The following is a 15,021-nucleotide window of genomic DNA, read 5'->3' on the forward strand; positions in this document are numbered from 1 at the left end:
CCGGAGAGTAAGTATGTTTGAATTAATGGATAGTCACGGCGAAGAAGCCGTAATCAAAGTCATCGGTGTCGGTGGCGGCGGCGGCAATGCCGTTGAGCACATGGTGTCTCACAGCATTGAAGGCGTTGAATTCATTGCAGTCAACACTGATGCACAGGTACTGCGTAGTTCAAGTGCCGATGTCACACTGCAGATTGGCAGCAGCGTAACCAAAGGGTTAGGCGCAGGCGCTGATCCAAATATTGGTCGCGAGGCAGCACAGGAAGATCGTGAAACCATCCGTCAGTCACTGGAAGGTGCCGACATGGTATTCATTACTGCTGGTATGGGTGGTGGCACCGGTACCGGCGCGGCACCAGAGGTTGCTAAGATTGCCCGTGAAATGGGTATTCTGACCGTTGCGGTAGTGACCAAACCTTTCCCGTTCGAGGGTAAAAAGCGCACAACCTTCGCTGAGCAGGGTATTGTTGAGCTGGCAAATAATGTCGACTCACTGATTACCATCCCTAACGAAAAGTTACTCAAAGTCATGGGGCCGGGTACGCCGTTGCTGCAGGCCTTCAGCGCCGCTAATGATGTGCTTCGTGGCGCCGTGCAGGGTATTGCCGAGCTGATCACCCGTCCTGGTCTGATTAACGTCGACTTTGCTGACGTGCGCACGGTCATGTCAGAAATGGGTAAAGCGATGATGGGCAGCGGTTCAGCAACCGGTCCGGATCGTGCCGAAGAAGCGGCCGAAGCAGCCATCGCAAGCCCGCTGCTGGAAGATATCGATCTGTCTGGTGCGCGTGGCATCCTGGTCAACATTACTGCCGGACCTGATTTCGCGATTGACGAATTCGAAACAGTCGGTAACGCGGTTAAAGCGTTTGCGTCTGAGAATGCGACCGTCGTTGTCGGTACGGTCATCGATATGGAAATGACCGACGAAATTCGTGTCACAGTGGTTGCCACGGGTATCGGTGCAGAAAGAAAACCTGATATATCTTTAGTCAGCACAGAAGGTTCACGGTTGTCTGCGACGGCACGCGAGTACGGTAGTCGTGACGCAGCGCCTCGTGAATATGGTCAGAGTGTGAGCGCTGAATCGCGCAGCAGCGTTGGGTCTACCGACGGTAACCAGGCGTTGAAAGCAGAAGATGAAGCTCACCCGGACGATCTGGAGTATCTGGATATTCCGGCATTTTTGCGCAAACAGGCTGATTAAGCGGTAACGAAAACGCGAAGACTGTTGAAAGTGAATTACAGTCCGATAGGGTTAATTTGCGTATAAATGGAACCAAATGCGCGTTAACCTGTCGCAGTTATGACACTTTTTTGACAAGTAAGTGATAACTCACTATAATTCGCGACCGCTTTTTGAACAGGTAATAAAAGCACAGAAATGATTAAACAACGTACGATAAAGCATCCGGTTCAGGAAACTGGCATTGGTTTACACAAAGGGGAAAAGGTCACAATGACTCTCCGGCCTGCGCCTGCGAATACGGGTATCGTATTCCGGCGTGTTGACCTGACACCCCATGTCGATATTCCCTCGCGTGCTAACGCGGTTGGGAACACTATGCTGTGTACGTGTTTAAATAACGACGATGGCGTAACTATCCATACGGTTGAACACCTAGCCTCCGCGTTGGCCGGTCTGGGTATTGATAACATCATCGTTGAGGTGGACAGTAATGAACTGCCGATCATGGACGGCAGCGCCAGTCCATTCGTTTTTCTGTTGCAGTCTGCCGGCATTGAAGAGCTCAATGCGCCTAAGCGATTCATTCGAATTAAGAAACCAGTACGTGTAGAAGACGGTGACAAATGGGCAGAGCTCCGCCCTTACGATGGATTCCGGGTAGATTTTAGGATCGACTTTGACCATCCGGTAATCAGTCAGACCCGTCAGCATATGGTCATGGACTTTGACTCCTGCTCGTATGTCAACGAAGTCAGCCGTGCGCGTACCTTTGGTTTTATGCGTGATCTTGAATACATGAATGCCAACAACCTGGCGTTGGGTGGCAGTATGGAGAATGCCGTTGCGCTTGACGATTACCGCATTCTTAACCCTGAAGGCCTGCGTTACGATGATGAGTTTCTTAAGCACAAGATCCTCGACGCGGTTGGTGACCTGTATCTTGGTGGATACAGCATCATCGGTGAACTGCGAGCCTTTAAGACCGGACACGGTCTGAACAATAAGTTGTTAAACGCCGTACTTGCGCAAAAAGACTGCTGGGAGTTTGTTACTTACGACTCGCAGGACAAAGCGCCGATACAGTACGTCCAGCCAGCCATGGCATAATTGCAAAAGCCGTCAGATATGACGGCTTTTTTGTTATGAATGACCAAATTTGTACACAGGTCGATACGCATATAACCAATCCGCCGCGTAAATCCCATTTTCCCGTTTGTTCCTGACCGCAATCAGGGGTACACTGAGGGTTGGCGAGATATCTAGTAATTTTATGAAACTGACCGTAACATTTTCTTCAAGACAGAAAAGCTATCAGCGCAGCTTCAGTGTGAGAACACTGGTGAGCCTGACGGTGCTGTCTTCGTTGTTTATGTTAGTTTCCAGCCGTTCAACGGAGTCGGTGTCAGAAGATCTGGCAAGGATCCGTCTTGCACAGTCCCACACGAATAATGCAAAGAACGAAGTGGATGTCGTGCGCGCTGAGACGGCAACAAAATTACATACCCTGATGGCCCGCGTCGCAGCGATGTCTGCAACGGTAAAGCAACTCGACAATCAGGGGAAACGACTCGCAGAAGAATTAGGTATGACAGCAGCAGAACTGGATGCTTTCGTACCGGACATATCGACGGACATCGCCGATGATGAACCGCTGCTGGCGCGCATTGATGTGCTGCAGCAATCGCTGGATGTAAAAGCCCGACAACTCTCTATGCTTGAATCTTTGGTGCGGGGTCACCATATTAACGCTGAAAGTCAGTTATCGGGACGTCCTGTGGATTCTGGCTGGTTGTCTTCTTATTACGGAATGCGTGCTGACCCGTTTACAGGTGAGCAGGCTATGCACAAAGGGCTCGACTTTGCCGGTGAAGCCGGTGCTGACGTGCTCGCGACAGCAGCAGGCATCGTGACCTGGGCTGGCGAGCGCTATGGTTATGGTCAGCTTATTGAAATTGAGCATGGAGATGGTCTGGTGACACGCTATGGTCATAACCAGACGCTCAATGTGAAGGTGGGCGATGTAGTTACCCGTGGGCAGGTCATTGCCTCAATGGGGAATACGGGTCGTTCAACCGGAGCCCATGTGCATTACGAAGTAATCAGAAACGGACAACAAGTCGATCCTCTGCCTTATGTTTACCAGCGGTAAACCCGGGTAGCAGCCACAGGTCACCTCCAGTACAGCGGCGCCAACAGGCCCGTGACAATAGAATTAAGTATCGTTAGGACCGGGTCTTACAAAGACATCGTGAACAACAAATACTGACCGTTATCATTAATCTGACGCTTTTTTATAAGAGTGTCCTGACAAGTAGTGGAATAGTTGAGCCAATGTTTGGAAGCATCCTGAGAAAAGTTTTCGGCAGCAGAAACGACCGCCTGATAAAACAATTACAAAAAAGCGTGAACGCGATTAATGCGCTGGAAGCCGAGTTCGAAGGGTTGAGCGACGACGCCCTGAAGGCGAAAACCAGTGAGTTCCGTGAACGACTGGAGAAGGGCGAAACGCTGGATGACCTGCTTGTTGAAGCCTTTGCCGTGGTGCGCGAAGCCAGTAAGCGTGTATACGGAATGCGTCATTTCGATGTCCAGATGCTCGGTGGTCAGGTGCTGCATCAGGGTAAAATTGCTGAAATGCGGACAGGTGAAGGTAAAACACTGACCGCAACATTGCCGACGTATCTGAATGCGCTCTCAGGCAAAGGTGTCCATGTGGTTACTGTCAACGACTACCTAGCCAAACGTGACGCCGACTGGAGCCGCAAATTATTTGAATACCTTGGCATGACCGTGGGCTGTAACGTGCCCGGAATGCCGCAAGAGATGAAACGCGCTGCCTATCAGTGTGATGTTACCTACGGTACCAATAACGAATTTGGCTTTGATTACCTGCGTGACAACATGGCGTTCAGCCCTAACGACCGGGTGCAGCGTCCGCTGAACTTTGCGGTTGTCGATGAGGTCGACTCGATTCTGATTGACGAAGCCAGAACCCCGTTGATCATTTCTGGTGCCGCTGAAGACAGCTCAGAGCTGTATCGTCGTATCAACACCATTATTCCTGAACTGGTTCAGCAGGATAAAGAAGACGAGGAAGGCAAAGAGGGTGATGGCGACTTTACGGTTGACCTTAAATCCAAACAGGTTCATCTGACCGAGAAAGGGCAACTGCACGTGGAGGAAATTCTCCTGCGTATTGGGTTGCTGCCTGAAGGTGAGTCGTTGTTTGCTGCCGGCAATATTTCTCTGTTGCACCATATCAATGCCGCACTGCGCGCACACAAGCTGTTTACCAAAGATGTGGATTACATCGTAAAAGATGACCAGATTGTGATTGTCGACGAGCATACCGGCCGCACGATGGAAGGCCGTCGCTGGTCTGAGGGCTTACACCAGGCGGTAGAAGCGAAAGAAGGCGTAAAAATTCAGAACGAAAACCAGACGCTGGCCTCTATCACATTCCAGAATTATTTCCGTATTTACAATAAACTGGCCGGGATGACCGGTACGGCGGATACCGAAGCGTTCGAATTCCAGCACATTTACGGTCTGGAAACGGTGGTGATCCCAACAAACCGTCCGATGGTGCGTAAGGACATGGCCGACCTGATATACCTGACGGCAGAAGAGAAATACGAAGCGATTGTCGAAGATATCCGCGACTGTGTGAAACGCGGGCAGCCTACCCTGGTCGGCACCATTTCCATCGAGAACTCTGAGTTGCTGTCACGCATCCTGAAAAAAGAAAAAATCCCGCATAAGGTGCTGAATGCGAAATTCCACGCGCAGGAAGCTGATATTGTTGCTCAGGCGGGTAAGCCTGGTGCGGTGACTATTGCGACCAACATGGCAGGACGGGGTACGGATATTGTCCTTGGGGGTAACTGGCAGGCTGAAGTAGAGCAGCTTGAAAACCCAACCCAGGAGCAGATTGATAAGATCAAGACCGAGTGGAAGGCCCGTCACGACCAGGTACTGGAAGCCGGTGGTCTGCATATCATCGGTACCGAGCGTCACGAATCCCGCCGCATCGACAACCAGTTGCGCGGTCGTTCGGGCCGACAGGGTGATCCCGGCTCAAGCCGTTTCTATCTGTCACTGGATGATGCCCTGATGCGTATCTTCGCCTCAGAAAAGATGGGCAATATGATGAAGCGTCTTGGCATGGAGCGGGGCGAGGCCATTGAGCACCCGTGGGTAACCCGTGCCATCGAAAATGCCCAGCGTAAGGTGGAAGGACGTAACTTCGATATTCGTAAGCAGCTGCTTGAATACGATGACGTCGCTAACGACCAGCGTAAGGTGATTTACGAGCAGCGCAACGAGCTGCTTGATGAAGGTGACATCAGTGAAACCATTGCTGCAATCCGTGAAGACGTGATCAATGGGGTGGTTGATGAATATATTCCGCCGCAGTCTCTTGAAGAAATGTGGGATGTCAGTGGTCTCGAAACCCGTCTTAAAGCGGACTTTGCGGTAGACCTGCCGATTCAGCAGTGGCTCGACAACGATGACAAATTGTACGAAGAGAAACTGCGTGAACGCGTACTGGAAGAAGTCGTGTCGGCGTATAAACAGAAAGAGGACGTAGTGGGTGCCGATGTGCTGCGTCAGTTTGAAAAAGCGGTCATGCTGCAGAACCTGGACAGCCACTGGAAAGAACACCTGGCAGCGATGGATCATCTGCGTCAGGGCATTCACCTGCGTGGCTACGCCCAGAAGAATCCGAAGCAGGAATACAAGCGCGAGTCTTTTGAACTGTTCTCGGAAATGCTGGAAGCGCTGAAGCTGGAAGTCATCACCATTTTGTCTCGCGTGAAAGTGCGCGCAGAAGAAGATGTTGAGAGAGTCGAGCAGCAGCGTCGTCAGGCCGATGATGTACCAAAAAATTATCAGCACGAGAGTACATCGCAAGAGCCGGATACCGCGCGAGCCAGACCGCGCACCGAGGTCCGAGACGGGCCTAAGGTTGGCCGCAACGATCCCTGTCCTTGCGGTTCAGGAAAAAAATACAAGCAGTGTCACGGTAAGCTGACCTGATGAAGCAGGTACATGTCGCCGTGGGCGTCGTTTTGCGGGGCACACAAACCTTCGTGTGCCTGCGCGCTGCCCATCAGCATCAGGGCGGTAAGTGGGAGTTTCCCGGTGGTAAGGTTGACCAGGGCGAAACCGTTGCTGACGCCCTGGGGCGTGAGTTACGTGAAGAAATTGGAATTCGGGTAACGGCCTGCCAGCCACTTACTACCATTGACCATCATTACCCGGATAAACATGTTCTGCTGGATGTTTATACCGTCACCGCGTTTGAGGGCGAGCCTGTCGGCAAAGAGGGCCAGGCCACGCGCTGGGTTGATATCAATGCGCTGGATTATGCAGACTTTCCAGACGCCAACAAGACAATCATTGACGCCTTGCGTGAACGCTGAGTTCATGCAAGGTCTTCCTTCCTGTCAGGGGCTCCTGTCAACCGTATGCTTCTTTAGTCTTTTTTAGTACATACTCTGTTTTATCACCGGGTGACGCTGCCTTTCCTTGGGCTATAAATGACTATTTGTAATTAAAATGTTAATAGAACGCCGTTGCGTTATGCTGTAGTGGTAACAAAGACACGCAGAGGCAAGGGGTTTATGTCATCCGAAATTATTCTTCCCGGGATCATGCAAATTGGTGGTGGCGCCTGTGGTCAGCTGCCGCAGGTCATGGCAAGGCTGGGCTGTCAGCGAGCGCTGATCATTACCGATAAGACTATGGTGAAGATAGGTGTGACGGCGCGTATTACCGACGTGCTTGATGCAGAGGGGGTAAGGTACGAGATATTTGACGATGTCATGCCGGAACCTGACGACACGTCGATTACTGCCGCAGTGACACAAGCCCGGGATGGACAGTTTGACTGTCTGGTCGCACTGGGGGGCGGTAGTGCCATTGACAGTGCTAAGGCGATTGCGCTGCTTGCCACACACGGAGGGCACATGCGTGACTACAAGGTGCCGCATGTGGTGACGCAAAAAAGCATGCCCGTTATTGCCATTCCTACGACCGCCGGTACCGGATCAGAATGTACCCGTGTGACAATAATCAGTGACTCTGCATCGGCCGAGAAAATGCTGTGCATGGGGCCCGGACTTATCCCCAGTGCTGCCATTGTGGACTATGAACTGACCTTAAGCGTACCGTTCAGGGTCGCAGCCGACACTGGTATCGATGCGCTGACACATGCCATAGAGGCCTACGTCAGTCGAAAAGCCAATGCGTTTTCTGATCAGCAGGCGATCGCAGCGATGCGTCTTATCGCGCCTAACCTGATTACCGCGTGTGAACAGCCAGATAACCGGGAAGCCAAAGAGGCCTTGATGCTGGGGTCCTGCCTGGCCGGTATGGCGTTTTCTAACGCATCAGTGTGTCTGGTTCATGGCATGAGCCGGCCGCTGGGGGTGCACTTCCATGTTCCACACGGCATGAGTAATGCCATGCTGTTACCCGCCGTCACCCGCTATTCACTCACTGGTGCGCCAGTGCGCTATGCCGAGTGTGCGCAAATCATGGGGCTGGTAAGCAATATTGCGGATATTGATTACTGTCATGAGGAACTGCTCAACTTACTCACCTCACTGAACGCGACACTGAGTGTCCCGTTAATGTCTGAATTTGGTATCGATGAGCACCAGTATCGCTCGCTGATCCCAACCATGGCTGAACAGGCACTGGCATCAGGCTCGCCACTGAATAATCCGACAGTGCCAGATACGGCTGCAATGGCAGCGTTATACCAGCAGGTCTACGCCTGAAGCTAAGCCCTGTCCGGCGCACTGACGCCGGTCAGAGCGTAATCAGTGATGCGGTAGCAAAGGCCACGTGAAGTTTGTGATACGCCGCTTCATTAATGAAGTGCGGATAGGTTTCCTGCTCCTCCCACCAGACAATATCCCGCCCGTCAAAGGTCCGGAATACCGGTTGACCGGGCAGTAGGGGAACAAAGTCCTGATCCTGCAGGTGGTGATGAATCATGGCAGTACGCTCGCCATTGTCATTGAGCGGGTAGTGAATGTTTTCGCCCAGCCGGAAGGCTTCACACGGTGGAAGCACAAGCAGCTCGTTATTGTTGACCGCCCGGCAGTAATCCAGAATATGCATGACCATCGCCTGGGCTTCATTGAACACATCTTCACGCAATACGCCCTGAGGCTGTGCGCCGACTTCCACCATCACACCGCGCTGACCGGTAGTGCACAGATAGGCGTGGTCATGATACGGCTTGTCATCTTCCAGCAGGATATTAGCGTCCGGCATATGCAGTTTAACGTAGCGGGCAAGCTGAACATTAAAGTCGTCCATCGCCAGAATAATCAGCGTGGCGCCCATATTGCTGGTGGTATTGTGAATATCAATGACCAGGCCGGTGTTGCTGTTTCCTTTGGGCCCAAGCATGTCATTTATTTCGCGGGCACGTGTCGCTTCTAAGGACGCGCCGGCGCTGGTAAGCCGGTCGACGGTAAACTGACGGTTAAGGTCTTCCTCAATAAACCGGACGTTGGCACTCACCGCTGCGGGATTACCGGTTACCAGCGACACCTTAGCGCCGGGCAAATCGGGGGCGCCTGAGCGCTGCCAGTTCTGAATTAACTGAATACCACTGGTTTCATTGCCGTGGGTTCCGCCGACAATCGCTACGGACGATATCATGCTGTGTTCCTAATGTTTAAAAAAGTCGGCTTCCTGTTCCTGAAGCATGGCTTCTATGGCGGCCTCGTCGGGAAGGTCAGCGGGGCTGCTTTTGTCGTCTATTTTTCGATCTTCTGAGGCCCATTCGCCCAGATCAATAAGCTGACACTGCTTAGAGCAAAAGGGACGATAGGGGCTTTTTTCAGACCACTCGACCTCTTTAACACAAATTGGGCAGGTGACTTTCAACGTAATGCCTCCTGTAATTCAGCAAATAGCCAGTTTGAAATTTACTGCCTGTTCAACCGCTGAGGGTTGAGAAGGTTCGGGGGCATAATACATAAACCGCAGGGCATAACGGTACTTATTTCCGCTCAGCGTAGGATAATAACCCTGATCGCAGGCATACCTGACGCGGATCAGCTCATTTTTATCTTCAGCCGCACCCTGATAAAAACCGTTTTGTGCCACCTGTTCGGTGAACGTACCGCGTTCGCGCAGAAAAGACAGGCTGAGCGCAACGGCATCATCCAGCAGCGACAGCGTGTCCAGCCAGCGAGCACAGTCCGCCTGTTTCACCGGTGCGGGCTGATGTTGCCAGTAGTGGAGGTTGGGGAGGTCGAATGAACAAGCGCCGCCTGGAATAGAAAAGCGCTGACGAATGCTGCTGAGTAACTTGTCTTCTTTCAGGGCAGAGCCGAACCGGCTGGCATTTTTCAGCCTTTCACGTAACGAAATGAGGCGTTTGAGCGTCTGTTCCAGGGCCTCACTGTCAATTTTCGGGTGTTGCGACCAGTAGACCAGACTTTTTTCATGTACGTCCAGGTCTTTCAGCATGTCGGTGCGTAAATCGAGACGTTCAACCAGGTCCAGCAACACAAAGAGCTGTTCAAAGAAAATAAATTGAAATTGGGGTTCCTGTGCCTTCGCGGCAGCTTTTACCAGCCCGAGCAACTGCTCAACGCGCAGGTAATTACGAACCTTTTCTTTCAACGGAAATTCTAATACAGCGTCAGTCATGCCTTTGCCTGATAGAGTTTAATTGCAGCACTACAACGTATATTACTAAAAAATTCAAGCACAAGGGCCTTTTGCAGTGGTTAAGTCACATATCACGTCATTTTGCTTTGACGTTAGCCATTGCCAGATAGTTCCTGTGAAGCGCGGTGACTTGTGCGGTGAGTTCATCCAGTGTCCCGCTGTTATCGACGACATCATCAGCTGCAGCCAGGCGCTGATCGCGGCTGGCCTGCGATGCCATGATGTTACGAATAGTGGCTTCACTGCTGCCGTCGCGGCGCATGGCCCGGGCAAGCTGTAACGACTCTGGGCAGTCGACAACCAGTACCCGCGACACCATGGTAGTAAGCCCGTTTTCAACCAGCAGTGGTACGCTGAGAATACAGTACGGACTGGTCGCTTTCGACACCGCCTCTGTCATGCTTTCACGGATAAGGGGATGAAGCAGGCCGTTAAGCCAGGCTTTCTCTTCAGGGTGATGAAACACCCGCTCACGAAGCGCGTGCCGGTCCAGTGAACCATCGTTAAGCAGAATACCCTTACCAAAATGTCCAGTGATCTGTGCCAGACCAGGGGTGCCCGGCATCACGACGTCACGGGCGATGACATCGGCGTCAACGATAGTAATGCCATGGGCGGCAAACGCATCACTGACGGCGGTTTTTCCACTGCCAATGCCACCTGTCAGGCCAATAACCAGCTCGCTCATGTGCCGGTTATCCATTTAAGATAAGTATCAATGATAGGCGCTTTGTAAAGCAGCGTCAGCAGCCCCGCGACGGCCAGATAGGGGCCGAAAGGTATCGCCAGTGATTTTCCTTTATTCTGAATAAACATAATGGCAATACCGGCCAGCGCACCGACCAGAGACGACATCAGAATGATGACGGGCAGCCCCTGCCAGCCGGTAAAGGCCCCGAGGGCGGCAAGCAGTTTAAAATCGCCGTATCCCATCCCTTCTTTGCCGGTTATCAGCTTAAACAGCCAGTACACAGACCACAAACTCAGATAACCAAAGGTCGCACCCAGGATTGCGCTGGTGGTGTCGACAAAGACGTTTGCGGTACTGACTATCAGCCCCAGCCAGAGTAAAGACAGCGTCAGGGGATCAGGCAGCAGCATTTTGTCCAGGTCGATAAACAGCAGCGCAACCAGAATATACACCACAACAACGGCGATAAGTGCGGCCACAGACGGGCCAAAATGCGCGGCAACCAGGGTAGCAACGATGGCGGTCAGCAGCTCGACCATGGGGTAGCGCAGTGAGATCGGCGTCTGGCAACTGGCACAGCGGCCTCTTAACAGCAGATAACTGATAATCGGTATATTTTCCCATGCTCGGATACGGTGACCGCACTTAGGACAGGTGCTGTCCGGTTTAACGAGGTTAAAGGGGGCTTCGTCGGTGAGGGCTTCCGAAGTGGAGGTATCGTCGCCAAAGTAACTGTTGTACTCCTGCTGCCAGTCCCGCTCCATCATAATAGGCAGTCGGTAAATCACCACATTCAGAAAGCTGCCAACCATCAGACTGACAATAAATACCAGGGTGTAAAATACACCCGGGTAGAGAAGACATAGTTGTATCAGAGAATCCATAGTACCCTGCTTTTTATAATAGGCAGGTGAAGACTGCCAGAATCGCAGTCTGAGAACAACTGGTGACGCAAGCGAGTGCGTTTATACCACGTTACCCATTTCGAAGATTGGCAGGTACATGGCGATGATCAGGCCACCGATAACCACACCCAGCACCGCCATAATCAGCGGTTCTAGCAGGCTGGTTAAACCGTCTACCATGTCATCAACCTCAGCTTCGTAGATGGTTGCAATTTTACTCAGCATCTCATCGACCGCGCCTGATTCCTCACCAATCGCCACCATCTGGTTGACCATGTCGGGGAAGACGTTGGTCGCACGCATTGCCGTATGCATTTGCATACCTCCGGCAACTTCTTTGCGGATAAACAGCACGGCATCACGGTACACGGCGTTACCTGACGCGCCAGCGGCCGACTCCAGTGCACCAATCAACGGCACCCCGGCAGCAAAGGTGGTACTGAGAGTACGGGTGAAACGCGCGATACTGGCTTTCTTCAGAATTTCACCAATAACCGGTATTTTAAGCAGTTTCTTATCGACATTGTCACGCAGCTTAGGTGACTTCTTGTAGGTGCGCATAAACATATAGCCACCGCCTACCATCGCGGCGGCGATGTACACGCCATAGTCCTGCACAAAGGCGGAGATGGCGAGAACGAAAAGCGTAAAGGCCGGTAACTGCGCGCCAAAGCTGCTAAAGATTTCTTCAAACTGCGGCACCACGAAAATCAGCAGGATGGTGGTAACAATAAATGCTACAACCAGTACCGCGATAGGGTAGAACATGGCTTTTTTGATTTTGGATTTTAGCGCTTCGGCTTTTTCTTTGTACGTAGCAATCCGGTCATAAATATTTTCCAGTGCACCGGACTGTTCGCCGGTGTACACCAGATCACAGTACAAGTCGTCAAAATATTCAGGATGCTTGCGCAAGGCACCGGACAGCGGGTTACCGGATTTCACTTCATCGGTAATCTCACCCAGAAGTTTGCGCACATTCTCGTTGGCATGACCCTGAGCAATCATTTCCAGTGACTGAATAAGCGTAACGCCGGCATTCAGCATGGTCGCGATCTGACGGGAGATAACCGCGATATCCGAAGCAGTGATCTTTTTGCCTCTGCCACCAAACAGCGGTTTGCTGAGTTTGCGTACTTTGTTGGCAGAAATACCCTGCCTGCGCAGCAGATTTTTTGCTTCAGCGAGGGAGGTGGCAGAAATTTCGCCTTTTCTGGCATTGCCGCGACGGTCTTTGCCTTGCCAGGTAAATGTGCTTGCTGCTTTCGCCATGGTGTTATCCGGTATGTGAGTTACATTTGCAGTGCCAGAGACAATAAAGCCCAGTACTGGACTGGGCTTTATCTTTAACTATAAGACTGTATTAACACAGTGTAGCAGGGTCACACACAGCGGTCCAAGTTACGCGACCGTTGTTCAGTGCAGGCGTCAGAGTGAACGTACCTGCTCCTGGTACGTCCATATCACCGTGTGCAGTAGCAACGATAACGCCGTTAGTGGTAGACAGACCTACGATGTCTGGATCTGCACCGGCTGCTGAAGCCACTACGTCTGCTGGGATGCCATTAGTACCACCGTCACAGTTTGCCAGGTCGTTGGTAGTTTGCGCACAAACTTCAACCGCTGACTTAACCGCTGCAGTCGCGTTAGTCACTTCAGTGAAACGCGCTTTCTGCGTGTAGTTCTGGTAAGCAGGCAGAGCGATGGCTGCAAGGATACCGATGATAGCAACAACGATCATCAGTTCGATAAGTGTAAAACCTTTCTGGTTTGATGCTTTAACGTTTTTCATGGTCATTCTCCGGGACGTATTCTACGTTACTAAAATTTCGCAATTTACATTGACGTTGATACCTGAGTCGTCCTGTCAAACGGCCCCGGTACTTGAGTCTCAGTATAGAAGGGTATTCGGCACTGACAAGTATTAGAATTCATACTCATGTGTTGCTTTTGTTCATTCGTTCACCTGTTGCACAGCGTGAGATGAATGTTCCTTCTGTATTGCTTATCTCTTTTATGCTCAATAACTTAGTTGTCGTCAAGTGATATTCTTAATGACAGGTCAATCGCCTGAACATGCTTGGTCAGTGCACCGGACGAAATATAGTCAACCCCAATGGTGGCCAGGGAGCCGAGTCTTTCATCTGTAATATTGCCTGAGACTTCAAGTTTACAGCGCCCGTTATTTATCGCTACTGCACTGCGGATCTGCTCATCACTGAAGTTATCCAGCATCACGATATCGGCGTGTGCTGCGATCGCCTCGTGCAGTTCTTCAAGTGACTCAACTTCCACCTCTACTGGTTTCCCAGGTGCCATTGCCTTGGCACGACTGACCGCCTTGTCGATGCCACCACACGCAAAAATATGGTTTTCTTTAATCAGGAACGCGTCATACAGCCCGACGCGATGATTTTGTCCGCCGCCGCAACGTACAGCGTATTTCTGCGCCAGGCGTAAACCCGGTAACGTTTTGCGGGTGTCAAGAATTCGGGTTGCTGAGTTGCCGAGCAGCGAGGCATAGTGACGTGCTGCACTCGCCGTTGCTGACAGGGTCTGCAGGAAGTTAAGCGCGGTGCGCTCGGCTGTCAGAATACCGCGTGCAGGGCCCGTCAGGGTTGCCAGTACAGTGTCGGCGGCGACAACGTCTCCGTCGTTAACATGCCAGGTAACCTCAATACGTTCATCAATCAGCGCAAAGGCCTGCGTCGCCCATAGCGTGCCGCATACTGTACACGCCTCCCGAGTAAGAATGGTGGCCGAGGCACCGCTGTCCTCATCAATCAGCATGGCAGTAATGTCTGCCTCTGGTGTAAGCGTGCCGCCTAAATCTTCTTCAAGGGCGAGCGTCACCTGATTTCTTACCAGTGACAGGTCAGTAAATTGCGGCGCCGCGGGGGCAGGAACAGTTTGCGTCATGGCTTATTTTGTCGGTTTTTTTACAGGGTCCGCAATATTAACGAATCCCCGCGCTGAGTAAACTCCAATTGTCGCAGTACGCTCATTCCGAGTAACACGTGATCGTCACGCATGCCCGGATTGATATTGGCGCGAACCTCGTTTACGACAATATCGCCAATTCTCACGCTGTCGAGTTCGGTACGCGCCACGCGGATAGTGCCGTTGGCGGTACTGACCACCGATGAGGCGCCCGCAGTCAGACCGAGCGGCCCGGCAAGGTGTGCAGGTACAGAGACGTCAGTTGCCCCGGTGTCAATCAAAAAGACCACAGGCACATTATTAATAAAGCCACTGGTAACGTAATGCCCCGCGCGGTTTTGTTCCAGCGTCACTTCAGTGCGTCCTCCGGCAGAGACAGATTGTGGCTGACGGTTTGGATTAACCTGGGCATCAAGCATATTTCCAAACACCATCACCAGAAGGGCAATTGCGCTAAGCCATGCCAGCAGCACCATCCACTTTCCCATTGACGAGGTATCACTCATGTTGTTTTCCTTTCATGCGCACTATTGCCAGCGCACGGTCATTCCTGTTTATACTGTTTATAACATGGTTTTCTTCTGATACGGATA

At 51.8% G+C, this 15,021-nt stretch carries 15 protein-coding genes; 6 read left to right on the top strand and 9 right to left on the bottom strand.

From position 1 onward, the window contains the following. Nucleotides 1-13: 13 nt before the first annotated feature. The 6 genes from ftsZ (at nt 14) to AB1N33_RS03665 (ending at nt 7,977) form a co-directional block, all read left to right on the top strand. On the top strand, nt 14-1,207 hold the full coding sequence (gene ftsZ, locus AB1N33_RS03640) for a cell division protein FtsZ (protein ID WP_411270177.1): 1,194 nt from the start codon (nt 14-16) through the stop codon (nt 1,205-1,207). A gap of 177 nt (nt 1,208-1,384) precedes the next feature. Next, nucleotides 1,385-2,296 (top strand): UDP-3-O-acyl-N-acetylglucosamine deacetylase, encoded by a 912-nt coding sequence (lpxC, locus tag AB1N33_RS03645; RefSeq protein WP_411270178.1) that lies wholly within the window; start codon nt 1,385-1,387, stop codon nt 2,294-2,296. A 163-nt stretch (nt 2,297-2,459) separates the two neighbouring features. Further along, nucleotides 2,460-3,338 carry a M23 family metallopeptidase gene (locus AB1N33_RS03650; protein WP_411270179.1) on the top strand — a complete coding sequence of 293 codons (879 nt, stop codon included), beginning with the start codon at nt 2,460-2,462 and terminating at the stop codon, nt 3,336-3,338. A 182-nt stretch (nt 3,339-3,520) separates the two neighbouring features. Further along, nucleotides 3,521-6,229 (top strand): preprotein translocase subunit SecA, encoded by a 2,709-nt coding sequence (gene secA / locus AB1N33_RS03655; protein WP_411270180.1) that lies wholly within the window; start codon nt 3,521-3,523, stop codon nt 6,227-6,229. Continuing rightward, nucleotides 6,229-6,615 carry an 8-oxo-dGTP diphosphatase MutT gene (gene mutT, locus AB1N33_RS03660; RefSeq protein WP_411270181.1) on the top strand — a complete coding sequence of 129 codons (387 nt, stop codon included), beginning with the start codon at nt 6,229-6,231 and terminating at the stop codon, nt 6,613-6,615. The genes secA and mutT overlap by 1 nt, the downstream gene beginning before the upstream one ends. Nucleotides 6,616-6,816: 201 nt before the next feature. Then, on the top strand, nt 6,817-7,977 hold the full coding sequence (locus tag AB1N33_RS03665; RefSeq protein WP_411270182.1) for an iron-containing alcohol dehydrogenase: 1,161 nt from the start codon (nt 6,817-6,819) through the stop codon (nt 7,975-7,977). 31 nt (nt 7,978-8,008) lie between these two features. Here the strand turns inward: AB1N33_RS03665 and AB1N33_RS03670 are convergent, their stop codons facing one another. From AB1N33_RS03670 to AB1N33_RS03710, 9 genes are all read right to left on the bottom strand, one after another. Next, a complete protein-coding gene (locus AB1N33_RS03670) occupies nt 8,009-8,872 on the bottom strand; it encodes an aspartoacylase (RefSeq protein WP_411270183.1) in 864 nt (287 codons plus the stop codon). 9 nt (nt 8,873-8,881) lie between these two features. Further along, nucleotides 8,882-9,100: a DNA gyrase inhibitor YacG gene (gene yacG, locus AB1N33_RS03675; RefSeq protein WP_411270184.1), complete on the bottom strand. Its 219-nt coding sequence runs from the start codon at nt 9,098-9,100 to the stop codon at nt 8,882-8,884. An 18-nt stretch (nt 9,101-9,118) separates the two neighbouring features. Continuing rightward, complete coding sequence (gene zapD / locus AB1N33_RS03680) at nt 9,119-9,871, bottom strand: cell division protein ZapD (RefSeq protein ID WP_411270185.1); 753 nt, start codon at nt 9,869-9,871, stop codon at nt 9,119-9,121. Between the two features lie 97 nt (nt 9,872-9,968). Then, nucleotides 9,969-10,580: a dephospho-CoA kinase gene (coaE, locus tag AB1N33_RS03685; protein ID WP_411270186.1), complete on the bottom strand. Its 612-nt coding sequence runs from the start codon at nt 10,578-10,580 to the stop codon at nt 9,969-9,971. Next, on the bottom strand, nt 10,577-11,467 hold the full coding sequence (locus tag AB1N33_RS03690) for a prepilin peptidase (protein ID WP_411270187.1): 891 nt from the start codon (nt 11,465-11,467) through the stop codon (nt 10,577-10,579). Before AB1N33_RS03690 ends, coaE begins: the two co-directional genes overlap by 4 nt. Nucleotides 11,468-11,548: 81 nt before the next feature. Next, nucleotides 11,549-12,760 carry a type II secretion system F family protein gene (locus AB1N33_RS03695; protein ID WP_411270188.1) on the bottom strand — a complete coding sequence of 404 codons (1,212 nt, stop codon included), beginning with the start codon at nt 12,758-12,760 and terminating at the stop codon, nt 11,549-11,551. Nucleotides 12,761-12,851: 91 nt separating this feature from the next. After that, nucleotides 12,852-13,280: a pilin gene (locus AB1N33_RS03700; RefSeq protein ID WP_411270189.1), complete on the bottom strand. Its 429-nt coding sequence runs from the start codon at nt 13,278-13,280 to the stop codon at nt 12,852-12,854. A 236-nt stretch (nt 13,281-13,516) separates the two neighbouring features. Then, nucleotides 13,517-14,407 (bottom strand): carboxylating nicotinate-nucleotide diphosphorylase, encoded by an 891-nt coding sequence (nadC, locus tag AB1N33_RS03705; RefSeq protein ID WP_411270190.1) that lies wholly within the window; start codon nt 14,405-14,407, stop codon nt 13,517-13,519. A 20-nt stretch (nt 14,408-14,427) separates the two neighbouring features. After that, complete coding sequence (locus tag AB1N33_RS03710; RefSeq protein ID WP_411270191.1) at nt 14,428-14,934, bottom strand: retropepsin-like aspartic protease family protein; 507 nt, start codon at nt 14,932-14,934, stop codon at nt 14,428-14,430. Between the last annotated feature and the right edge of the window lie 87 nt (nt 14,935-15,021).

The organism is Alteromonas nitratireducens (assembly GCF_040812025.1).
In the GTDB taxonomy this organism is placed as follows: domain Bacteria; phylum Pseudomonadota; class Gammaproteobacteria; order Enterobacterales; family Alteromonadaceae; genus Alteromonas; species Alteromonas nitratireducens.

Excerpts from the sequence above, each read along its gene's own strand:
- ftsZ (WP_411270177.1), top strand. The coding sequence starts at position 14 with ATGTTTGAATTAATGGATAGTCACGGCGAAGAAGCCGTAATCAAAGTC.
- lpxC (WP_411270178.1), top strand. The coding sequence starts at position 1,385 with ATGATTAAACAACGTACGATAAAGCATCCGGTTCAGGAAACTGGCATT.
- AB1N33_RS03650 (WP_411270179.1), top strand. The coding sequence starts at position 2,460 with ATGAAACTGACCGTAACATTTTCTTCAAGACAGAAAAGCTATCAGCGC.
- secA (WP_411270180.1), top strand. The coding sequence starts at position 3,521 with ATGTTTGGAAGCATCCTGAGAAAAGTTTTCGGCAGCAGAAACGACCGC.
- mutT (WP_411270181.1), top strand. The coding sequence starts at position 6,229 with ATGAAGCAGGTACATGTCGCCGTGGGCGTCGTTTTGCGGGGCACACAA.
- AB1N33_RS03665 (WP_411270182.1), top strand. The coding sequence starts at position 6,817 with ATGTCATCCGAAATTATTCTTCCCGGGATCATGCAAATTGGTGGTGGC.
- AB1N33_RS03670 (WP_411270183.1), bottom strand. The coding sequence starts at position 8,872 with ATGATATCGTCCGTAGCGATTGTCGGCGGAACCCACGGCAATGAAACC.
- zapD (WP_411270185.1), bottom strand. The coding sequence starts at position 9,871 with ATGACTGACGCTGTATTAGAATTTCCGTTGAAAGAAAAGGTTCGTAAT.
- coaE (WP_411270186.1), bottom strand. The coding sequence starts at position 10,580 with ATGAGCGAGCTGGTTATTGGCCTGACAGGTGGCATTGGCAGTGGAAAA.
- AB1N33_RS03690 (WP_411270187.1), bottom strand. The coding sequence starts at position 11,467 with ATGGATTCTCTGATACAACTATGTCTTCTCTACCCGGGTGTATTTTAC.
- AB1N33_RS03695 (WP_411270188.1), bottom strand. The coding sequence starts at position 12,760 with ATGGCGAAAGCAGCAAGCACATTTACCTGGCAAGGCAAAGACCGTCGC.
- AB1N33_RS03700 (WP_411270189.1), bottom strand. The coding sequence starts at position 13,280 with ATGAAAAACGTTAAAGCATCAAACCAGAAAGGTTTTACACTTATCGAA.
- nadC (WP_411270190.1), bottom strand. The coding sequence starts at position 14,407 with ATGACGCAAACTGTTCCTGCCCCCGCGGCGCCGCAATTTACTGACCTG.
- AB1N33_RS03710 (WP_411270191.1), bottom strand. The coding sequence starts at position 14,934 with ATGAGTGATACCTCGTCAATGGGAAAGTGGATGGTGCTGCTGGCATGG.